This is a genomic window from Allobosea sp. 05T422_2 (genome assembly GCF_056396265.1).
Genome location: NZ_JBFTLD010000008.1, coordinates 29,894 through 51,035 on the forward strand (window position 1 = coordinate 29,894; position 21,142 = coordinate 51,035).

Below are 21,142 nucleotides of genomic sequence, written 5' to 3' on the forward strand. Positions count from 1 at the left end.
TCTCGTCTATCGTCAGAACATTGGTCTTGGCGCAAGAGTGCACAAATTGCTATTCTTCTAATCTGGAATACGCGGAAGACACGGCCTAGCACCGAGACGATCGCGCACTGGATCGATGCCACGATGGATTGTGGATGAACGACCGGGTGAATGACAAGTACGCAGGCGCTTCCCAGGCGCAGGGCGGAGGAACTGACACGACGGCTGGGGACGGAAAGAAGTGGCGCTGGCCCACCGCATTCCGCAACGCAATCCTGCAACGCTGGAACGCCCTCTCCCTCGAACGCCAGTTCCTCCTCACCGCCGCCTTGGCCGTCGGCCTGTCCATGGCTGCTCTCGGCTATTGGGTCGAGAGCCGGATTCGCTCCGGCTGGATTCAAGGCATGGCGGAAACGGGAGCGCTCTATCTCGAGGGATTTCTGGCACCCCATGTGCAGGGGCTGGATGCCTCGAACACATTACCGCAGGAAAGCCGTGAGAAGATCGAGGACCTGCTGGTTAATACCAGCCTCGGCCGCCACGTCGCGATCATCAAGTTATGGGACCTCAACGGGAACCTGATCTTCAGCACGAGCAAGGTCGAGTCTCACGGGAAGCTGCCGGCAGGCGACATCAAGCGGATCATGGCCGGCAACGTCGTCGTCGACACTGATCTCGACGATGACGGCGATGAGCTCAGGGCACTGAAGTTAAAGCCAAAGCTGATCGAGATCTATGCGCCGATCTACAGGGAGAAGACCAGGGACATCATCGCGATCGGAGAATTCTACGAGTTCAGCCGGTTCATGAACCGAGAGATCTCCAGCGTCCGATACGCGACATGGTTCCTCATCGCGAATGTCGCCATCGTCATCGTCATCCTGCTACATGTCATCGTCAAACGCGCGAGCCGAATCATCAGTAGCCAGCAGGCTCTTCTCGAGCAGAACTTGGCGCGGGCTGAAGCCCTGGCGAAGCGGAACAATGCGCTCAGGCGGGCAGCGGACCGGGCCAGGCTCAACGCCACCGTTCTCAACGAGACCTATCTTGCCAGCATTGGCGCCGACATCCACGACGGGCCCATCCAACTCCTCAGCCTGATGATGCTGAAGCTGCCCTCTGCAGCAGATCGGGCGAGCGGGACCGTGGCGCCCGCAGCCCATGCTCACGGCGAGCTCGAACCCCTGATCCAGCAGGTCCTCTCGGATCTGCGCAACCTGTCGTCAGGGCTGGCACTGCCCGAGGCGGAGAATCTCTCTCTCGCTGAGACCATCCATCTGGCCATTACCCGCCATGAGCAGCAGACAGGCACACATGTGCTTCGCAACATCGCCGAACTGCCCGCGCAGGTTCCCGTCGCCATCCGCTTCTGTTCTTACCGGGTCGTGCAGGAGGCGTTGACCAACGCCTATAAACACGCCGGGGGGCGGGGGCAGAAGGTCGAAGCCCGCATTGGCGACGATAGGCTCGAGATCTGCGTGTCGGACAGTGGCAGCACCTTGCCCGTCCAGCACCGTGACACGACACTCGGTGGTGGCGGCCTCGGGGTGCGGGGCATGGACAGCCGCATCAAGGCATTGCGAGGCCAACTCACAGTGAGTCGGCTGCCTACCGGTGGAACCGAAGTGCGCGCCACGCTGCCCATGCGATCCTGACGGCGCGATCCCGCCCCTATCGAGGCCTCGCCGGATCACGCGTATCAGATGCCGGAGGAACGAGCCTTTGCGCCGCGATCACAACCTCGAGACGATTCCTGGCATTCAGCTTGTGCATGAGATTGGTCATATAGCCCTTGATCGTCTTCTCGCTCAGCGAGAGGGCCCGGGCGATCTCTCGATTCTGCTTCCCGCACAGGAGAAGCCTCACGATCTGGTCCTCCCGCACACTCAGCCTGGTGCTTTGCGCCGCCCTCTTCTCCAGCGCTTTGCTTTGCAGCGCACCGATCACCTTGGTGGCGAAAGCAGGCGTGATATAGATCTCGCCTCGCCGCGCCGCCTCAATCGCGTCGAAAAGATCATCGGCGGGACTGCCCTTGAGGACGTACCCGCTGGCGCCGGCGTCGAGCGCCTGAATGGCATGGTCGGTACTGGTCGATGCGGTGAACACCACCATTTTCATGTGAGGCGCAGCCTTGGATGCGTCCGAAATCGCCTGGAAGGCATCGCCCGCCATGTTCAGATCGACAATCATCGCGTCAGGCTGGTGAGTTTCCGTGATCGTGGTGATGTGATCAGCAGCGGAACCGGTCGCAACGAGCGAGAATCCACCTTTGCGTTGCAGCAGTGCAACGATCCCTTCGGTCAGAAGCGGGTGGTCGTCTACAACCGCAATCGATATGCCATCCATCGCTGACCTCCCCCAATTCTATGCCGCGACGCTGAGAGCATGCTGGCTCATTTACAGCCTCGTGTAAATGACTTGGTGAACGAAGGGTTAACTTATGTTGTCTTCGCGCCAAACGCTCGCCCAGGAACCGCCGTATGGCTAGATCTTGCACGAATACCTGGTGATTAATGTGACATAGGTCACAGATCGCACCGGGATTGCGTTGATCGTTCAGTCAAATGGATCAACCCCGCGCCTCGGCATTCCCATTGGCTTGCCGCGATCGTCTCGTGTATCGTATGCAGACATTATCATACAATGCATGGAATCCGGAGAGCCGGCATGGCGCGGAGCGACGAGACAATGCAGTGGATCCGCCAGCTCGATCCATCTGCAGGCCCGCGTTACCTCCAGATCGTCGAACTGATTGCCGAGGCCGTCGCGAACGGCACCCTGCGACCTGGCGACAGACTCCCACCTCAGCGGCAACTCGCCAAACTTGTTGACGTCGATCTGACGACGGTTACTCGCGCCTATGCAGAGGCAAGACATCGCAATCTGCTCGATGCGGTAACCGGGCGCGGCTCCTTCATCTCGACGCGGAAGGAACAATCGGGTCCGCTCATCGACCTGAGCATGAACATTCCCCCGCCCCCGAAAGGCATACGCCTTGCTGAATTGATGCAGCGCGGTCTCACAGAGGTCCTGTCGCGATCGAGTGCCGATTTGCTGATGACCTATCATGTCGGAGCGGGTTCGCTGGCGGACCGGGCGGCCGGCTGTGCCTGGCTTGAGCCCGTTCTCGGACGGATCGAACCCGCCAGATTGCTCGTCGCCCCCGGCGCGCAGCCGGCGCTCGTGGCACTGGCCAGCCTGCTCGCAAAACCGCGCGAGGCCATCCTGGTCGAGGCCCTCGCCTATCCCGGCCTGCTTGCAGCGGTGAGGCTGGCGGGGCTACGGCCTGTCCCCGTCGCGACGGACGAAGAGGGTCTTCTGCCGGGMGCCCTGGAGCGGGCCATTGATGAATCCGGCGCAAAACTGCTCTGCGTGACGCCGACGATCCAGAATCCGACCACGGCGACGATGCAGCCTGCACGACGCGATGAGATCGTGCGGATCGCGCGGGCAAAACACCTGAGGATCATCGAAGACGATCCTTACAGCCTGCTCGCCGGCGATGCTCCGCCACCGCTGGTCGCCCTCGCTCCGGAGCGGACCTATCATGTCGCGACCCTGTCGAAGGTCCTGACCCCGGGGCTGCGTACCGCCTTCGTCGTCCTGCCACCGGACGAGAACCGTGACGCGCTCGTCGCGATCCTGCGAAGCATTGCACTCATGCCGCCCCCGCTGATGACGGCTCTTGCAACCCATTGGATCCGGATCGGCGCCGCTGGCGACCTGCTCGACGGGGTGCGCCGCGAGGCTGCGGCGCGCCAGGAGCTGGCCCGCTCCATCCTGCCGGCCTCGGCCCGGCATCATCCGAACGGCCTGCATATCTGGCAGCCGCTGCCAGCGCATTGGGATCGTTACCGCCTGGTCGAGGCAGTCCGTCAGGAAGGCCTCGGGGTCACKCCATCGGATGCATTCAGCGTCGAAGGCGAGGCCCCGGACGCGGTCAGGATTTCTCTGGGCGGCGTGCCGGAACGCGGCCGCCTCGCCCATGCCCTGAAGGCGCTGGCCGCAATCATGGGCAATGAGCGCTCGCAGCATCAGGGGATCGTCTGACGAGACCAGGAGCGCGCAGGCACGGCCTCCTCAACGCGCTCCGTTCCTCGGGGTCAGGCCGGCGTCTTCTCACCCTTGGGGCGAGCCAGCCGACCTTCCTCAGCCTTGTGGAAGAACTGTGCTGCGACGAGCCAGCCCTTCAACGGCTGCAGCGGCGGGATGCAGGTCAGCAGGATCAACGGCAAGGTGGTGACGAGATGAACCCAGGCCGGCGGCTCATAGGCCATTTCGAGCCAGAGCGGGAACACCACGGCCGGAATGCAGACAAACATCATTACGAAGAAGGCCGGCCCGTCGGCAGGGTCAGCAAAGGAATAGTCGAGACCGCAGACCTCGCATTTCGGCCGCAGCTTCAGAAAGCCCTCGAACAGGTGCCCCTGTCCGCAACGCGGACACCGTCCGCGCAGGCCGGTCTGGGCAGGCGAGAGGGGTGGCCATTCTTGGTCGGACACGGGAACAACTCCTTGAAGCCAGCTCTGAGCGGCCAACGTCGCCCACTAAATGGCAACAGAGACGTACAATGTCAAGATTGTACGCATACACAGATGGAAAGCGACGGGCCAATCCTCGCGACAGACACATCGCGCCGCCAACAGGCTTCTGCCGCGCGATGGAGCAAGTCTAGAGGCGTTGAAGTCGCGGGTACGGCGCGAGATCGGGACTGACACTACAGCGTGCCTGGGCGGCGAGACGGGTGAGAAGCGAGCGCCGAACGGTTAGCCGCGCCGCGATGCCCCAGCCGGCTTGGCGATCGAAGCAAAATGCAGGTTCACGATTTCGGCTCCGGCACATCGAGCTTCAGCTCGACATGAACCGTATCGCCATCGGCATGCGTGACGCGGAAGCCCAGATCGCTCGCCATCTGTAGCATCGGAACATTATGCGCCAGCACTTCGCCGAAGAGCCGCTGGTAGCCCTGCTCCCGCGCATGCGTGATGATTTCGGTCATGAGGCGATAGCCGAGGCCCCGCCCCTTCATGTCGGAGCGGACGAGGATCGCATATTCCGCCGTCTTGCGCTCCGGGTCGCCCGAGATCCTGACGACGCCGAAGATCGGCCCCACCCCATAGGGCGCACCGGGCTCCCCAGCGACCAGGGCCATTTCCCTGTCATAGTCGATCTGTGACAGCCGGGCCGCCGTTGCATGCGGAAAGATCTTCACCGGTCCCAGGAAGCGCATCCGCAGATCGTCCGGCGTACACAACGCGACCATCTCGGCGAGAGCGCTCTCGTCCTCGGGCCGGATCGGGCGCAGATGGAGCTGCGTGCCGTCGCCGAGTGCGATCTCGCGCTCGAGCTGGTGCGGATAGGCGCTGACCGCCAGTCCAAGACGGCGCCCTTTCTTGCCGGCGATGACGATCCGGGCATCGAGCGCAATGCAGCCTTCGTAGTTGGCGAGAAGCGGGTTGATGTCGAGCTCGATGATCTCGGGCAGCTGCACGACCAGCTCCGACAGGCGAACGAGAATATCGACGACCGGTTCGAGCGGCACGGCGGGAACGTCGCGAAACCCCGCCAGTAACCGCGCAACCCGCGTGCGCGAGATCATGTCGCGCGCCAGGACCGAATTCAGCGGCGGCAACCCGATGGCGCGGTCCCCGATCACCTCCGTCGCGGTGCCGCCGCGTCCGAACAGGATCACGGGACCGAAGGTTTCATCCTGAGCAATGCCGAGGATCAGTTCGTGTGCCTTCGGTCGGGAGATCATGGGCTGGATCGCAAAGCCATCAATCCGCGCCGTGGGTCGAATCCGGCCCACGCGCTCCAGCATCTCGCGCGCCGCAGCCTCGACCTCCACCCTGCTCTTCAGGCCCAGGACGACGCCGCCGACATCGGATTTGTGGATAATGTCATGCGAGAGAATCTTCAGCGCCACCGGAACCGCGATCCCCTCGAAACATGCTCCGGCCTCCTCCGGGGTCGCCGCCAGTTTCGTCTCGACGGTGGGTATCCCGAACAGCCCAAGCAGTTGCTTCGATTCCGGTTCCGTCAGCGACGTGCGTTTCTCGCGCAGGGCTGCCCGGATGAGTTTGCGCGCCGCCTCGACCTGCCTGGGCGCAATCGCGACGCCAGCTGTCGGGGTTTCCAGCAGAAGCTCCTGGTTTCGCCGGAAGGCGGCGAGATGACTGAAGGCCCGGACAGCCTCTTCCGGTGTCGCAAAATTCGGAAGTCCGCCTTCACGCAGATGCGCCCTGGCGGCCTGCGCGAGCGTGCCGCCGAGCCAGCTCGTCATGACGGGAACATGCTTCTGCCGCGCGACAACCCGGGACACGGCACGTGCCGTCTCCGCGCCGTCGGCGACCGCGGAGGGACAGTTGATGACCAGGACGGCATCGCTCTCGCGCTCTTCCAGCAGGGCTTCCAGCGCAGCCGCGTAACGATCTCCCGTGGCGTCGCCCAGGACATCGACGGGGTTCCCGCGCGACCAGCCTTCAGGCAGCACGCTGTCGAGCTTGGCGATCACCGCCGGGCTGAGGGTCGCGACGCGGTTTCCCCGCTCTCCGACGGCATCGACGGCGAGGATGCCGGCGCCGCCGCCATTGGTCAGAATGGTCAGCCGGTCGCCAGTGACGCGAACTCCTTTTGCCAGGATCTCGGCCGCGGCGAAGAGCTCATCGAGTTCGGCCACCCGCAACAGGCCGGCGCGCCGGAAGGCAGCGTCATAGACTGCGTCCGCGCCCGCAAGTGCGCCGGTATGCGACAGCGCCGCCCGCGCTCCGGCGGCACTGCGCCCGGCCTTCACCACGATGACAGGCTTCATGCGCGCCAGCGCCCGGGCTGCCGACATGAACTTGCGGGCGTGGGAGATGTTCTCGATATAGAGCAGCACTGAGCGCGCCGCCGGATCCGTGCCGAGGTAATCGAGCATGTCGCCCGCGTCGACATCGCTGGTGTCGCCGAGCGCAATCGCGTGCGAAAGGCCGATACTGCGCCGGTCAGCCCAGTCGAGCAGCGCCGACATGATGCCGCCGGACTGGCTGACGATGGCGATATGGCCTGGCCGCGGCGTCAGATGCGCAAAGCTCGCATTGATCGCGCGGGCGGAGGAAATCAGGCCGAGGCAGTTCGGCCCGACGATGCGCATCAGATGCGTCTTGGCCGCATCGAGCATCCGTTGCCGCAGCCCATCCGTGGCCGCACTGTCGCCAAAGCCGTTGCTTATCACGATTGCGGCGCGGCAACCACGTTGTCCGAGTTCGGATATCAGCTCGGGAACCGCCGCTGCCGGCGTCGCCAGGACGGCAAGGTCGGGCGTGACCGGGAGCTCTGTTACCGAGCGATAGCTCAACGCCGCGCGGATCGCCGTTTCATGCGGGTTGACCGCCATGATCGGCCCCTTGAACCCCGCGCCATAGAGATTGGCGGCAAGCGTCGCCCCGACCGAACCGGGCTGATTGCTGGCCCMGATCAGGGCGATCGCGCGAGGATTGAAGAGCGCGTCGAAATTCCGAATGCTCATGAGCGGAAACCGGGCTGAACGCGCCCGATCTCAAGCCGGGAGTGGCTCAACCGCGCGTTTGCAGAGTTGAGCCATTTTCCCCGCAACGATCAATGGCACATGAAGAGCGGCACCTTGCTGTTCTTGAGCAGGGACTGCGTCACCCCGCCGAGCAGCCATTCGCGCAGGCGGGAATGGCGATAACCACCCGACACGATGAAGCCGGCACCGAACTCTGCCGCCTCGTCCTGGAGTGCGGTCGCGACGTCGCGCCCCTTGCCGAGCGCCACCGTCTTGACCGTGACGTCGACGCCATGACGCGCGAGATGAGGTGCCAGCTCGACGCCGGGCACCGCGTTGGACAGGTCCTTCTCGCCGGTGACCGAGACGATCTCGACAGCCTTGGCGGCTCGCAGGAACGGCAAGGCATCGGCAACCGCACGCGCCGCGCTCGCCCCGCCGTCCCAGGCGATGACGATGGTCTCTCCGGAGAAGCCGGGATGGCCGGGCGGAACCACYAGGACCGGCCGGCCGCTCTCGAACAGCGCCGTCTCGATCAGGCCGCGGTCGATGGCGAGCGTCGTCGGCTCCGCATCCAGGATTGAGAGGTCGTTGACGCGGGCATGGTCGAGAAAGCGCTGCAGCAGGCTGCTGTAGATCAGTTGAGGGCTCTCCACCGTGCTGACCACGCCGGCAAGATTGGCCGCGAACCGGGCGTCGGAGGCAAGCTTCTGCGCGAGACCGGCGATGCGCCGATTCTCCGACGCAACGATCGCGCCGCTGAAATCATCGATCATCGAATAGGGCACGGAAAACCGGCTTGCCGCCGCCTGAACCGTAAGATGCGCATTCGTCTGCCGCGCCAACGAAAGCCCGTAGCCGACAGCAAGGTTCTCCTCGGTCTGCCCCTCCTCCGTCACCGCCACCAATATGCTCTTGATGCCTTCGATCATGTCATCCTCCAGTACGCGAAAGAACCTCCGCCAGTCCGGCCAAAACGTCCTTGCGCCAGATCAAACCGGACGCGCCCGAAATATGCGCGATTGATCGTGGCCTGCATATCCAAGCGGCAGAAAGGACGGACGACCATCATGCTTTATGTCATCACCCTTCATCTCGCCCGGACGAGCGGCTATCCCGAGGGAAGCCCACGACATGGCTACGAGATCACCGCGCCGCTCGACCCTGACGGACATATCGATGCGGCCGCCTGGCAGGAGCAGCGCGATCTCTGCCGCGTCAGGCGCTTCTCGGCGGGGGAGCCGGATCGTCACGGCTGGCTCCTGCGCCGGGCCGGAGGCGCCGGCGGCGCGACCTGGTTCATCGACTATGACGATTCCGGCAGCGATGACGACGAGGCCGGCTACCGGCTCGACCRGCACCGCTTCGTCGTCGGCGACTATGTCTCTATCCGCGACGGTGACGGCGACTTGCAGCCCTTCCAGATCATTGCCGTGAAACCGAGGGCCCCGGTCAAACCAGTCATCGCCTGAAGGCATCTACGGCATCTGCGCGGTGCCGGTGTGCAGGGGGGCGCCTTGCTCCATATCAATGCGTCCCTGCACACTGGGCTCGATCATAGATGCCACGGATGCGTCGAGATGTGGGGGACATGCGATGACAGCAACGGTGAAAGCGCAGGCGGGCTACGCGAGCATCATGGTGCCGCTGAACCTCGGCGGCGGGGCCGCCGATCGGGTCAAGCTGGCCGCGTCCCTGGCGGATCGTTTCGGCAGCCGGCTGATCGGCATCGCCGCAGAGGACTTCGTTCTCCCCTATGTCGGCGACGGCCTGGCGAGCGTCGACGCGCTCCTGATTGAGGAGAGCAAGCGCGCAGTCTCAGCAGAGCTTGCCCGCGCCGAAGCGATATTCCGCAAGGCCGCCGGCGACATGAAGCACCTCGTCTGGCGCAGCGCCATCGAGACACCGCGAAACTTCGTTCTCGACCAGGCCCGCGCAGCAGATCTCGTGGTGCTGGCGCGCCAAGCCCATCACGATCCCGTCCAGGGAGGGATGAGCCTCTCTCCGGGCGATCTGGTCATGTCGCTTGGCCGGCCGCTCCTCGTCGTACCGCCCGACGTCAGCTATCTCTCCGGCAAGCATATCCTGGTCGCCTGGAAGGATACGCGGGAAGCGCGGCGTGCCGTGCGGGATGCCCTGCCGCTTCTGATGCAGGCGGAATCCGTGACTGTCCTGTCGATCGGCCCGGATGCCGAAGATCAGGGCGCCGAAGACGTGCGCGACTATCTCACCTTGCACGGTGTGGCGGCAAAGGCAGTCCTGCAGACCGACAGTGCCAAGCATGCAGTCAACGAGTTGATCGACTTTGCGACCGAGCACGGCGCCGATCTCATCGTTTCCGGCGCCTATGGCCACAACCGCATGCGGGAATGGATGTTTGGCGGCATGACGCGCGATCTGCTGCAAGCTTCACCGGTCTGCTGCTTGATGTCACATTGAGGCTTTGCCGGCTTCGCAGGCGTCCACCGTCCGCATGACATCCCTGCTCCCATCCGGCTCGCATAGGAGGTTTCGGGGTGCCCCAGTCTCAGGCGGAGGCCCTGACACAGCCCGACAGTGAAAGCTGGGCGGCGCGGACCTCCCGGCTCTATCGCCAGCATCTTGACCTGATTCTGGTCGGCATTGCTTTGGCCGGGCTCATTGCCGGCGGCTGGTTCTGGTGGAGCGGCATGGCGAACTCAGCCAGTCGCGCCTGGACTGTTGCGACCATCCCGGTGCTGCTGGCGCTCATCATACAGATCGTCAGGTCGCTGCGGCGCGGCGATGTCGGTCTCGATATCGTCGCTGCCCTGTCGATGTCGGCGGCGCTGGCCTTCGGCGAAAGCCTGGCCGGCAATGTCGTCGCGCTGATGTATGCCGGCGGCCAGTTGCTCGAGAATTTTGCCCAGGGGCGTGCGCGCCGGGAGATGTCGGCCCTCCTCGGCCGGGTCGCCTTCAATGCCATGCGTTATCGCAGCGAGACACTCGAGGAAGTGCCGATTGCCGCGATCCGCCAGGGCGACCGCCTGCTGATGCGCACCGGGGAGGTGCTGCCGGTCGACGGCCATGTCGCAAGCGGCACCGCCGTGCTCGACCTTTCGGCTTTGACCGGAGAATCCGTGCCGAAGAGCCTGAGCCGCGGCGCCGAGGTGCTCAGCGGAGCAACGCTGCTCGGAGCCCCGTTCGATCTGATCGCGAGCCGGCCGGCGTCCGAGAGCACCTATGCCGGGATCGTCAAGCTGGTGGAACAGGCGCAGGCGAGCAAGGCGCCGATGGCTCGCCTGGCGGACCGTTACGCCATCGGTTTTCTCGTGCTGACCCTCGCGATCGCGGGGGCCGCCTGGCTGCTGAGCAGCGACCCGATCCGCGCCCTGGCAGTCCTCGTCGTGGCGACGCCCTGTCCCTTGATCCTCGCCGTGCCGGTCGCGATCATTTCAGGCATCTCGAAGACCGCGCGGGGCGGCGCACTGGTCAAGGATGGCAGCGTGCTCGAAGCCCTGGCGCGAGTGCGAACAGCCATTCTCGACAAAACCGGTACGCTCACCCAGGGGCGCCCGACGATTACCGAGATCCGCACCTGCAACGGCTTTGCCGCGACGGAGGTACTAACCCTCGCCGCGAGCCTCGATCAGGCCTCCGCCCATGTCGTGGCCATTTCACTGATTCGGGCCGCGTCCGAAGCCGGACTGCCCCTTCTGCCCCCCTCGGATATCTCCGAAACGCMGGGAAAGGGCATCGAGGGACAGGTCGGCACCAGGCGCATCGCACTGGGCGGCGGTTCCTATGTGCGCAGCCGCARCCGCGGCGGTGATCCGGACGCGCTGGTTGCGGACGCCCCCCCGGACGCTCTGACCGTGGCGGTGGCCGCGGACGGGCTGCTCGCCGGCGTCATTCTGCTTCGCGATCAACTGCGCGACGATGCGCGTTCGACGCTTCAATCGCTCCGCACCGCCGGAATCGAGCGGATCGTGCTGGCTTCCGGAGATCTTGACCAGATTGCCCGGACAGTGGGCGCGGATCTCGGYGTCGATCAGGTTTTGGGAGACCTGACGCCGGAGGGCAAGGTCGCCGTCGTGCGCCGCGAAGCCGAGAGCCGGGCGGTGATGATGGTGGGGGACGGCGTCAACGACGCGCCCGCACTTGCCGCCGCGGATGTTGGGGTCGCGATGGGCGCGCGCGGCGCCGCCGCGTCGTCGCAAGCAGCGGGCGTCGTCTTGCTGGTCGACGAACTGCAACCGCTGGCGAAGGCACTCGCGGTCGCCCGGCGCACGCGCGGCATCGCTCTGCAGAGCGTCTTCGTCGGCCTCGGGCTGTCCCTCGTCGGAATGCTTGTCGCTGCCCTCGGCTATCTTCCCCCGGTGCAGGGAGCCCTGTTCCAGGAAGCGATCGACATCGTGGTCATCCTGAACGCGCTCCGGGCCCTGCGCTAACGCGAAATGCACATCCGTTGAGCGGTTTCCTGGCCGGTGAGGTATTTGCGCGCGCCTCCGCTCCAGCTTCCACGCTGGCCGTCGCGCTCCCCGCGCCAGCTGCCATCTGGTCATGAATGCCAGGTCTTCTGACGCTGCCCCTCGGAATTCAAAACCCAATCCGCCCCCCGCAGCCCCCTTCGTCCAAGACGTGACAGCAATGCTACCCTGGTGCGCTACGCAATCCGCGACTGGCTGCCGTGCTCTAGTCTGGTCCCTCGTGACGCCCGCCCGCCCCCGCCCCGAACTCACCCGGCAGGCAAACCTTTAGCCGGCTCTGCTCCAGGACCGGCAAACCAACATTCGAGCGCGACTTTCCGCGGGTTGTCAGTATCCTGCACGTTCGATGTCATGGCCTACCGGCCGCCGGTGCAGGTCGAGAGTAGACGGAGGCCCATGAGCCCGCTTGATATATTCGCCTGGATTGTCCTCGTCGTGCTCGTGTGCAGCACGGTTTTCGTCATCGTCTTCATGGCCATGCTTCCGGGCATGATCGCCAAGCGACGCAATCATCCCTGGGCCCAGGCGGTGGCCGTCGGCGGCTGGGTGACGCTGTTCCTGGGATTCGTGCTGTGGCCTGCCGTCCTGATCTGGGCCTATGTCGACGTGCCCGCGCGTGCTGACGCGCCCGCGCGCCCGCAGGAGCTCGCCCGATGATCGTCGTCCTGCTCAATGTCTATCTCGCCCTGCTGTTCGTGCTGGTAAAACTCCGGATCGTGCCGTTCAACCTGTTCTGGAAGGTCTCGCCGGTCCTTGTCCTGCTCCTCTTGCTGATCGGCCTGTTCATCCCGATGAACTGGGGCGCGCCGCAAGGCGCGGCGCTGGCCATCCGGCAATCCGTCGCCATCGTCCCTGATGTCGCCGGCGAGGTGATCGACGTCCCTGTCGAGCCGAACACGCCGTTGAAGGCGGGCGCTGTGCTGTTCAAGATCGACCCCGTGCCCTACGAGGCCCAGGTCAAGGCGCTTGAAGCGCAGTTCCAATTGCAGCAGCAGCGCCTGGCTCAGATGACCCAGCTGCAGAGCACGGGGTCCGGCCGCAGCTTCGATGTCGAGCAACGCCAGGCCGAGGTCGACCAGCTCAAGGCGCAACTCGAGGGCGCCAGGTGGAACCTCGAGAAGACGGTGGTTCGAGCTCCGGCCGCCGGTTACGTCACCAATGTCGCGCTGCGGAAGGGCGCACGCGTCGCCAACCTGCCGCTTGCGCCGGTCATGGCCTTCGTCGACACCGCGGAGACGGTCATCGGCGTCGAGATCCAGCAGATCGATGCCCGCTACATTGCGGCCGGCCAGCCGGTCGAACTGACGTTCAAGTTCGCCCCGGGGCAGGTCTTTACCGGCAAGGTCGAGAGCGTGCTGCAGGCGATCTCGACCGGTCAGGTGCAGACATCCGGGGCGGCGGTGACGCCGAAATCCATCCAGGCAGCCCCCTTTGCCGTGCGCGTGAAACTCGACGACCAGGCCTTTGCCGACAAGCTCCCGGCGGGTGCTGCCGGCGATGCCGCCATCTTCACCGATCGCGTCACGGCCGCACATGTCATTCGCAAGGTGCTGCTGCGGCAGATCGCGATCACCAACTACATCAACCCCTTCTGATGCGAACGATCCGGCCCGCGGAGCTCGGCGCGCAACGGCCGCCAGCTCCCCGAGCCGGAGCGTCTCGGGATCACGAGCAACGAGTTGGCCCGATCGGATCGCCCGGCTCGGCTGATCGGTCGGGCGTTCGCCGTCCACATGATCTCGCGGCGGCGCGTTGACGCCGGCTGCTGCCGCCGGCTTTGATGCAGCGACACTATACGACCGGCATCGCCCGCTCACGCCGCGGCGGGTTGTTCATCCACACGAAGGGTTATCCAGATGCCTAGCGGCGGCTCCATCATCACAATCAGCGCCGCGAGGCCCCCCCTTCTTCGGGCCTCCGCGGCCCTCATCCTGCTCGCCGCTCTCGCCGGCTGTACGCAACGCGAGCCCATCGCGGCGAACGAGGGGCCAGGAATCCCGATCCGTACGCCGCAGGAGCGCAGCTATCTCGATCCCGGCCCTGCACCGAGCGAAGGCAGCGGGCCGGCTTATGTGCGCGAGAACCGCCGCTCGCCCAATTTCGGCGATCGTTTCGGGGGCGATGTCCTGTCCCGCGCGCCGTACTGACCCCAGCCATTGCTGAATGATGCGCAGAGCGGCCATGACCGCTCTGCTGCCTGGCCCCGCGACCTGGATGGCTTCTGCATGAGACGGCATGGGATGAGGATCGCTGCTGGGGCACTGGCATTGTTGCTCGCCGGCTGCGCCGGCGACGTGCAGGGCGTGCTGGCGCCGGTTGCGCATGGCGCACCCGACGCCAGCAAGGTCACCATGCTCGTGGCAAYGACGCGCTCGCCCGACCCGGATAGCGGCATCCTGTTTTCCGGCGAGCGCGGGGCGAAATCATCCTTCGCCGAGATCACCGTCTCGATCCCGCCCGCGCGCGCCCGGAAGGTTGGCGAGGTCCAATGGCCAAGCCGCCTTCCCGGCGACCCGGAACGCGAATTCGTGACGCTGAAGGTTGACCGTCTCGACCAGCAGGCCGCCTTCGCCCGCTTGCACTCAGCAGCGTTGAAAGCCCCGAAGCGGCGCGTTCTCCTCTTCGTCCATGGCTTCAACAACCGGTTTGAGGATGCGGTCTATCGCTTCGCTCAGATCGTCCACGATTCCGATGCCAATGTCGTGCCGCTGCTCTTCACCTGGCCCTCGCGCGGTTCGCTCTTCGCCTATGGCTACGACCGCGAGAGCACGAATTATTCCCGCCATGCGCTCGAGGCCACGCTGCAGGCGCTGGCGCGCGATCCGGCCGTCGGCGAGGTCTCGATCCTGGCCCATTCCATGGGCAACTGGCTCACGCTCGAATCGCTGCGCCAGATGGCGATCCGCAACGGCCAGATCGCACCGAAGATCGCCAATATCATGCTCGCCTCGCCTGACGTCGATGTCGATGTCTTCCGGACCCAGATCGCCGAGATCGGCAAGAGCCGCGCGAAATTCACCCTCTTCGTCTCGCAAGACGACCGGGCACTGGCGGTTTCCCGCCGGGTCTGGGGCAGCACGGCACGGCTGGGCGCGATCAACCCGGAAGCCGAGCCCTATCGCGACGAACTGGCTGCCGAAGGCATCACCGTGCTCGACCTGACCAAGCTCAGATCGGACGACCGGCTCAACCATGGCAAATTCGCGGAGAGCCCCGAGGTCGTGCGGCTGATCGGGACCCGCCTCGTCGCGGGCCAGTCCATCACCGATTCACGCGTCGGCCTCGGCGACCGCCTGATGGCTGTCACCGCCGGTGCCGCGGCAACGGTTGGAACTGCGGCCGGTCTTGCGATTGCAGCACCGATCGCCATTGTCGACCCCCATACTCGCCGCAATTTCAATGGCCGCATCGAGCAACTCGGAGACTCGATCAGCGACGCGGCGAGCACGACCGGCGAAGTACTGACCACGCCGCTGGTGAACACGGGCCAGAAACAATAGCCGGATCGCGTGCACCAATCTCCAAGCCGCCGAACGCCAATTTCATTCGGCCGCCCGGGCAAGCTGCGACGGCAAGTGCCGCGGAGCACCTGTCAGATCACAGACGGCAACATCGTCGGCTTCGGCAGGTTCACGGTCACCAGCAGGCCCTCCGGCTGGGCCGAAGCGAGGGTGACGTCCCCGCCATGCGCCCGGATGACGTCCCGGGCAATCGTGAGCCCGAGGCCGGTGCCACCGGTCGCACGGCTGCGCGAGCCATCGAGGCGTTGAAACGGAGCGAAGGCACGCTCGATCTGGTCCGGCGCAATCCCTGGCCCGCCATCCCTGAGAACAATGACAAGCGCCTGAGCTTCGTCGCGCAGTTTAACGCTGACCCGCTCTCCATAGCGCAGGCCATTGTCGATGAGGTTTGACAGAGCACGGCGCATCGCCACGGGCTGACATGACAGCTGCGCATGATCGGGGCCGATATAGGTGACATGCCCCCCCATATCCGTGAAATTGTCGCAAAGGCTGATCAGCAGCGAGGCGATATCGACCACGCTGTGCGGCTCGCGCCGGGCATCGTCACTCCCGAAAGCGAGCGACGACTGGATCATGGTTTCCATCTCGGAAATATTGGACAGGACCTCCTGCCGCTGATCCTTGTCGCGCACATACTCCGCCATGAGCCGCAGCCGCGTGAGCGGCGTGCGCAGGTCATGCGAGATGGCCGCGAGCATAGTGGTTCTCTCATCCACGAAATGCGTGAGGCGCGCCTGCATGTCGTTGAAGGCGTGGGCGATCGCGGCATATTCCGGCAGGTCCATGTCACCGATCGGAGTCAGCGCCCGCTCTCGGCCGAGCCGTTCGGCCGCTCCGGCAAGCTGCGTCAGCGGCTTGACCAGGCTGCGCGCCATCCAGATGGATAGCATGCCGACAAACAGCGCCCCGCCGATCAGGTCCGCCGCGTTCCGCACGTAGCGCGCGCTCGCCAGATCGCCGGCGCGCTGCGTCACGATCAGCCAGGACCGATCCGAGAGGCGGACGCCGATCTCGATTTCCGATGCCACGAGCGGATAGTGCTCGACAGAATCCGCGGCGACATTGGTCATGAGCGCCGGCAGGCCGGACAAGAGAACGACACCGGTCCTGACCTGACTGAGCAGGTTGCCGTAGGGCGTGATGTTGACAACGACAGCATCCGCATCGACGCCCAGTTTCTTGCTGATCTGGGCCTGGAGCGTCGCGCTCGATGCAGGCGAAGGACCGCCCGGCGCTGCGGGTTGACCTTCACGGATGACGAAATCGAGCCACTCCTTCGATCTCAGCGAAGACAGCGCCAAATCACGCTGGCTGGCATCAGCCGCCGTCACGGTCCGTTGAGCATCGACTGTCGTATCGACAAGCCACTGCGTGTCGAACAACGCGAAATCCGAGGGTGGCACCAGCGCGCGAAGCGCTTCGCCCAGCAGTTGCGTCCCGATGAAGGTGAGGACCACAACAATGGCGATGCGGGGGGCAAAGCCCACCCGCGACCACAGCCTTACCCTCATGGCGTCGCTTCGGGCGCATCGGCAACCACGTCCGCAGTCATGACATATCCCTCGCTCCGCACGGTCTTGATGAGCAGTGGTTCCTGCGGATTGATCTCGATCTTGCGGCGCAGCCGGCTGATCTGGACGTCGATGCTGCGATCGAAGATCTGGCTTGCCCTGCCATGGGCCAGATCGAGCAGCTGATCACGGCTGAGAACACGCTGCGGATGCTCGACGAATGCCAGAAGCAGATCGAACTCGCCGCTGGTCAGGTCGGTCAGCACATTGTCGGGAGACAGGAAGACGCGGCGTTTCGCATCCAGAGTCCATCCCGCAAACCGAAAGTTCGACCGCACGTGATCGCGCGCAGCGGCGGGAGAGACGCCGGTCCGGCGCAGAACAGCCCGCACCCGCGCCAGAAGCTCCCGCGGGTTGAAAGGCTTCGTCACGTAATCGTCGGCACCGAGTTCGAGCCCGACGACCCGATCCGTATCGGATGTCATCGCCGTCAGCAGGATGATCGGGATGTTGCTCGTGGCACGGACGCGCCGGCAAAGGCTGAGCCCATCCTCTCCMGGCATCATGATATCGAGGACGATGAGGTCGAAGCGCCCTGCTTCCAGGGCTTCGAGCATCTGCGCCCCGGCCTGGGCCTGCGTCACACGCACCCCATGCTCACTCAGGAATCGCGCGAGGATCCTAAGTATCGTGGCGTCGTCATCGACGATGAGGAGATGAGGGCTGTTCGAGCGGGCCACGCGATGAAGCTCCGGCAGAGGAGTACCCTTGGCCTTCCACATGCCCTTTGGGCAAGCATCATTCTGCAACAGTCTGTTGCAAACCGAAATCCCGGCGACATCGCCCCGCGCGCCCGCGGCCCTAGAGATGAGCGTCTCGCGCACGCGTTTTGCGCCATTGGGGTTGATGAATGACGTCGTTGGAGGCGCTTCGGCGCATTTTGTCCGGCCGCGTGGCCCTGGCCGCATCTGCCCTGGCGCTCATCTGCACGACAGTTCCTGGTGATGCCCATGCGCAGAGTCTTTTCGATCGCATGCCAACGATMCCCGGCGATTGGACCATCACCCTGGGTGCTCAGGGCAGGTTTCTCCCCGAATTCGAAGGCGCTAGCCGCTTCCGCTTCGAACCCCTTCCGATCGTMTCCATCCGCCGGGCCGGCAAGGCTGCGCGCTTTCGCGCCYCTCTGGACGGTGCCGGTATTTCGCTGATCGACATCGGCGGCTTCCATGGCGGTCTTGTCGGCAAGTACAAGGGCGGTCGCGACGCTGGCGACTACCCCAGACATTTGCGCGGGCTCGGCGATGTCGACGCGACGATCGAAGCTGGCCTCTTCGCCGAGTTCTGGCCCCGGGATTGGTTCCGGACGCGAATCGAAACGCGCCGTGGTTTCGGCGGGCACAGGGGCTTCGTCGCCGATCTTTCCGCCGATGTCGTCGTTCCCGTCGGCGAACGCTGGACGCTGTCCGGCGGGCCGCGCCTCTCGCTGGCCGACAACAAGGCGACCGCACCGTATTTCGGCGTCGACGCCGCCCAATCGCTGGCTTCCGGGCTTCCCCTCTTCAATGCCAAGGGCGGGCTGCATTCGATCGGCGCCGGCCTGCAGGCGCGCTATCAACTGACGCCGCGATGGGAGGTCCGTGCCTATGTCGAATACGCCCGCCTCAGGGATGATGCGGCATCCAGCCCGCTGGTGACCCGCTATGGATCGCCGGACCAGACGACCGTCGGCCTCGGCGTGAGCTACTCGTTCGACATCAAACTCTGGTGAGGGGATGCCCCTTGGACAGGCGTGGCGAGGGCGCGGCGTATGTGAGGCAGATGGAAGCGCCGGCTCCGGCCGCTAAAGCGTAACGGAGGAAAAGGCATTTACGTTTGCAACGGGCGCAGGGTGGCTGGCAGTGATGATAGAACTGGCGAGCGCGCGAGTGTCGTGCAAATCTCCGGGACCTCGCGATCATACTGCCCCCATTGCAGGCATCTACCGTGCCGGTTCACGCTCCGAGACCAGACAAACCTAGTTTCGCGGGTCGGCGCAGGGGCGTTCTGCGCATTCTATTGCTGGTTGTTGCATCAGCAGCCATTGCAGGCTTGGCTCTGTCCTACAGCACGGTGCGCGACTACGGCTCATTTCGAGCGTCGATACTGACCGGAGCGCCAGGCGGCGCCTATCATTCGCTCGCTTCAGATCTGGCGCAGCTGGCCAGGCGCGACCGAGGGCATCTCGAGGTTATCCCGACGGCGGGTTCGATCGAGAACGCCAAACGCCTGATGGCAGACCAAAAGTCCTGCGCCGAGAAATTTGCCTTCGTTCAGGACGGCACTCCAGTGCCTGCCGAATCCGAACTGGAACTATTGGGGCGCCTGCCCGAGCCGGAGTCGCTGCTTTTTCTGACCCGGCGCGATCGGTCCTTCGGTAGCTTCTCCGACCTACGGGGCGCCTCCATCGGAATAGGCMCCGAGAATTCGGGAACGGCCTATCTCGTGCTCCAGCTGCTCGGCGATCCCGACCTGAAGAAGCTCGACATTCGAACGTCCTATCGCGAGCTCGAGGAGCAGGCTCAGCTTGTGGCGCAGGGCAATCTCGATATTGCCGCCTATGTCATGCGAAATGATGCCGAGTTCCTGCGGACGATCATCGGCCGCTATGATCTGGAAATCATCGAACTCCGAGATTTAAGAGGTTTGACCGACCGCTTTCCATGGCTGACTCTTGGGCGCGTGCCGGCTGGCCGATACGACTTGATGCGCCTGGCCCCTGCGACCGACAAAATGGTGCCGCAGGTCAATACGCTGGTCCTGGCCAACGCGTGCGCGAAGAGAGCTGACCGCATTGAATTGCTGGTGCTCCTGGCGGCTGCGCTTCCGACTTTCGTGCGCAGCAACCCGCCGACCTCGACGAGTTCGGCGACCGCGGTGCCGCTATCGTCCGAAGCGAGGCAGTTCTTTCTGACTGGCGAGCCGGAGTTCGTAGACCGCTATTTTCCATGGCTCGTGAACCTCATGTCGCCCGCCTATTGGATCTACCTCGTCATGGCCGTTACGGCCCTTTTCAACCTGCTGAAGGGCATCAGCCGCTTTCGTCTTTGGCGACTTGATTCCGCGCGCGAGAAGCTTGAGGCGGAAGCAAGGCTCGTGGCGGGGGAGGCCGTCAGCCATGCGCCAGCACTGCATCCCATCGCGAAGCCCGCCTTGCCGGATGCGGATGAACGTGAAGCGATCAAGGACATGCTGGAGCGCCTGGCCGGGCTGCGCGAGCGGTGTCAGCGATACGCCAACTCGTTCGCAACGCCGATGGGCGAGGAAATGTTCTATCGCTACCAGCAATTCCTGATCGACCGCACGACAGTCGAACTGAAGGCGCGTCTTGGAACGGGCTCATAACTCGTAGCTGCACCGATTCCCAACACGTGCGCCGACTATCGCCCCGACACGGCCCAGCCTCTCTCGTCTGGTCGATAAGATGACACGGCGCCGCTCGTTACAGACGTGCTTGAGACCGTGCACAAAACCGGCAGCAGGCCAGTTGTTGGATCAGAGAATGGCGGCACCACGTGTTCGATCAGGCGGCGCGACTTGGTGCCTTCTCAGACGGCATGCCATCTTTGATGGCGGCTTTGATTTGGTTCCGCAGTTCAGGCGTATCTTGATGCCCATGCACGGCAACGGCGTGCTGCACCGAGGCCTCCACCAGTTCGCTCTCATTGTCGGCGATGATCGTGACTGAGCAATTCATCTCGCTCGGGAATTCACGGCAGTCGATGAACTTGCGTCCCATAACGTCCTCCCCGATTGGGAGATCAAGCAACCTTCCATCACGTCGAATGGAAGCCCCCTACTTCACCCACAGTACGCTTACGCCCCGGGCCTGGCAAAAAGATCCGGCGCCCGACGATCGGATGTAGCTGAGATAATCGAAGCCTGCTGATGCGGGAGAATGTCGTTCGCCCCTGTGGGTCTCGATCCTACCAACCCGTTCGCCACTTCAGGCTAGCAGCCAAGGGCGTCACGTCCGACTGCTATGGACAACGGTTACAGAAATCTTGGAAAATCGTTTAAAATCAATATTTTATGATAATGGCTGGGGCGCCAGGATTCGAACCTGGGAATGGCGGTACCAAAAACCGCTGCCTTACCACTTGGCGACGCCCCAACGCGCTGCTGCGTTCTAGT

General features: G+C 64.3%; 18 protein-coding genes and 1 tRNA gene. 11 read left to right on the forward strand and 8 right to left on the reverse strand.

Annotated features, from left to right (window positions below; translation table 11 throughout):
- Positions 1–134 precede the first annotated feature (134 nt).
- Positions 135–1,634, forward strand: a complete 1,500-nt coding sequence (locus tag AC1DJT_RS02880) for a sensor histidine kinase (protein WP_476768504.1) — start codon at positions 135–137, stop codon at positions 1,632–1,634.
- A 16-nt stretch (positions 1,635–1,650) separates the two neighbouring features.
- Here AC1DJT_RS02880 and AC1DJT_RS02885 read toward each other — a convergent pair whose 3' ends face one another.
- Positions 1,651–2,325 (reverse strand): response regulator, encoded by a 675-nt coding sequence (locus AC1DJT_RS02885; RefSeq protein ID WP_441488301.1) that lies wholly within the window; start codon positions 2,323–2,325, stop codon positions 1,651–1,653.
- A gap of 321 nt (positions 2,326–2,646) precedes the next feature.
- Here AC1DJT_RS02885 and AC1DJT_RS02890 point away from each other — a divergent pair, with 321 nt between their 5' ends.
- On the forward strand, positions 2,647–4,029 hold the full coding sequence (locus AC1DJT_RS02890; protein WP_476833489.1) for an aminotransferase-like domain-containing protein: 1,383 nt from the start codon (positions 2,647–2,649) through the stop codon (positions 4,027–4,029).
- A gap of 53 nt (positions 4,030–4,082) precedes the next feature.
- Here AC1DJT_RS02890 and AC1DJT_RS02895 read toward each other — a convergent pair whose 3' ends face one another.
- From AC1DJT_RS02895 to AC1DJT_RS02905, 3 genes are all read right to left on the reverse strand, one after another.
- Positions 4,083–4,481, reverse strand: coding sequence for a DUF983 domain-containing protein (locus tag AC1DJT_RS02895; protein ID WP_043238048.1), 399 nt, complete (start codon positions 4,479–4,481; stop codon positions 4,083–4,085).
- A 317-nt stretch (positions 4,482–4,798) separates the two neighbouring features.
- Positions 4,799–7,489: a bifunctional acetate--CoA ligase family protein/GNAT family N-acetyltransferase gene (locus AC1DJT_RS02900; RefSeq protein WP_476833490.1), complete on the reverse strand. Its 2,691-nt coding sequence runs from the start codon at positions 7,487–7,489 to the stop codon at positions 4,799–4,801.
- Between the two features lie 89 nt (positions 7,490–7,578).
- Positions 7,579–8,421, reverse strand: coding sequence for a universal stress protein (locus tag AC1DJT_RS02905; protein WP_069879493.1), 843 nt, complete (start codon positions 8,419–8,421; stop codon positions 7,579–7,581).
- 138 nt (positions 8,422–8,559) lie between these two features.
- Here AC1DJT_RS02905 and AC1DJT_RS02910 point away from each other — a divergent pair, with 138 nt between their 5' ends.
- From AC1DJT_RS02910 to AC1DJT_RS02940, 7 genes are all read left to right on the forward strand, one after another.
- Positions 8,560–8,961 carry a hypothetical protein gene (locus AC1DJT_RS02910; RefSeq protein WP_476833491.1) on the forward strand — a complete coding sequence of 134 codons (402 nt, stop codon included), beginning with the start codon at positions 8,560–8,562 and terminating at the stop codon, positions 8,959–8,961.
- A gap of 124 nt (positions 8,962–9,085) precedes the next feature.
- The gene (locus AC1DJT_RS02915) at positions 9,086–9,928 is read left to right on the forward strand and encodes a universal stress protein (protein WP_476768499.1); all 843 of its coding nucleotides are present in this window, start codon (positions 9,086–9,088) and stop codon (positions 9,926–9,928) included.
- A gap of 77 nt (positions 9,929–10,005) precedes the next feature.
- Positions 10,006–11,898 (forward strand): heavy metal translocating P-type ATPase, encoded by a 1,893-nt coding sequence (locus AC1DJT_RS02920; protein ID WP_476833492.1) that lies wholly within the window; start codon positions 10,006–10,008, stop codon positions 11,896–11,898.
- A 435-nt stretch (positions 11,899–12,333) separates the two neighbouring features.
- The gene (locus AC1DJT_RS02925; protein WP_476768497.1) at positions 12,334–12,594 is read left to right on the forward strand and encodes a DUF3302 domain-containing protein; all 261 of its coding nucleotides are present in this window, start codon (positions 12,334–12,336) and stop codon (positions 12,592–12,594) included.
- The gene (locus AC1DJT_RS02930) at positions 12,591–13,532 is read left to right on the forward strand and encodes an HlyD family secretion protein (protein ID WP_441488293.1); all 942 of its coding nucleotides are present in this window, start codon (positions 12,591–12,593) and stop codon (positions 13,530–13,532) included. The genes AC1DJT_RS02925 and AC1DJT_RS02930 overlap by 4 nt, the downstream gene beginning before the upstream one ends.
- A 261-nt stretch (positions 13,533–13,793) precedes the next feature.
- The gene (locus tag AC1DJT_RS02935) at positions 13,794–14,084 is read left to right on the forward strand and encodes a hypothetical protein (RefSeq protein ID WP_441488292.1); all 291 of its coding nucleotides are present in this window, start codon (positions 13,794–13,796) and stop codon (positions 14,082–14,084) included.
- 93 nt (positions 14,085–14,177) lie between these two features.
- A complete protein-coding gene (locus AC1DJT_RS02940) occupies positions 14,178–15,437 on the forward strand; it encodes an alpha/beta hydrolase (protein ID WP_476833493.1) in 1,260 nt (419 codons plus the stop codon).
- A 92-nt stretch (positions 15,438–15,529) separates the two neighbouring features.
- Here the strand turns inward: AC1DJT_RS02940 and AC1DJT_RS02945 are convergent, their stop codons facing one another.
- Together AC1DJT_RS02945 and AC1DJT_RS02950 are read right to left on the reverse strand one after the other, a co-directional pair.
- Complete coding sequence (locus tag AC1DJT_RS02945; RefSeq protein ID WP_476833494.1) at positions 15,530–16,972, reverse strand: ATP-binding protein; 1,443 nt, start codon at positions 16,970–16,972, stop codon at positions 15,530–15,532.
- The gene (locus AC1DJT_RS02950) at positions 16,969–17,754 is read right to left on the reverse strand and encodes a response regulator (protein ID WP_476769621.1); all 786 of its coding nucleotides are present in this window, start codon (positions 17,752–17,754) and stop codon (positions 16,969–16,971) included. The genes AC1DJT_RS02945 and AC1DJT_RS02950 overlap by 4 nt, the downstream gene beginning before the upstream one ends.
- A gap of 251 nt (positions 17,755–18,005) precedes the next feature.
- Between AC1DJT_RS02950 and AC1DJT_RS02955 the strand changes: the two genes are divergently transcribed.
- Entirely contained in the window at positions 18,006–18,740 is a 735-nt protein-coding gene (locus AC1DJT_RS02955; protein ID WP_476833495.1) for a MipA/OmpV family protein, read from the forward strand.
- Between the two features lie 341 nt (positions 18,741–19,081).
- On the forward strand, positions 19,082–20,353 hold the full coding sequence (locus tag AC1DJT_RS02960) for a TAXI family TRAP transporter solute-binding subunit (protein ID WP_476833496.1): 1,272 nt from the start codon (positions 19,082–19,084) through the stop codon (positions 20,351–20,353).
- A 178-nt stretch (positions 20,354–20,531) separates the two neighbouring features.
- On the opposite strand, the gene AC1DJT_RS02965 is transcribed toward AC1DJT_RS02960, so the two are convergent.
- Positions 20,532–20,747, reverse strand: coding sequence for a DUF1059 domain-containing protein (locus AC1DJT_RS02965; RefSeq protein WP_441488286.1), 216 nt, complete (start codon positions 20,745–20,747; stop codon positions 20,532–20,534).
- A gap of 300 nt (positions 20,748–21,047) precedes the next feature.
- Positions 21,048–21,122: transfer RNA gene (locus AC1DJT_RS02970), tRNA-Gln, on the reverse strand.
- Between the last annotated feature and the right edge of the window lie 20 nt (positions 21,123–21,142).

What these genes read in the sequence shown, in the direction of transcription:
- AC1DJT_RS02935 (WP_441488292.1), top strand. Translation starts at nt 13,794, where the DNA reads ATGCCTAGCGGCGGCTCCATCATCACAATCAGCGCCGCGAGGCCCCCC.
- AC1DJT_RS02885 (WP_441488301.1), bottom strand. Translation starts at nt 2,325, where the DNA reads ATGGATGGCATATCGATTGCGGTTGTAGACGACCACCCGCTTCTGACC.
- AC1DJT_RS02915 (WP_476768499.1), top strand. Translation starts at nt 9,086, where the DNA reads ATGACAGCAACGGTGAAAGCGCAGGCGGGCTACGCGAGCATCATGGTG.
- AC1DJT_RS02925 (WP_476768497.1), top strand. Translation starts at nt 12,334, where the DNA reads ATGAGCCCGCTTGATATATTCGCCTGGATTGTCCTCGTCGTGCTCGTG.
- AC1DJT_RS02965 (WP_441488286.1), bottom strand. Translation starts at nt 20,747, where the DNA reads ATGGGACGCAAGTTCATCGACTGCCGTGAATTCCCGAGCGAGATGAAT.
- AC1DJT_RS02930 (WP_441488293.1), top strand. Translation starts at nt 12,591, where the DNA reads ATGATCGTCGTCCTGCTCAATGTCTATCTCGCCCTGCTGTTCGTGCTG.
- AC1DJT_RS02945 (WP_476833494.1), bottom strand. Translation starts at nt 16,972, where the DNA reads ATGAGGGTAAGGCTGTGGTCGCGGGTGGGCTTTGCCCCCCGCATCGCC.
- AC1DJT_RS02880 (WP_476768504.1), top strand. Translation starts at nt 135, where the DNA reads ATGAACGACCGGGTGAATGACAAGTACGCAGGCGCTTCCCAGGCGCAG.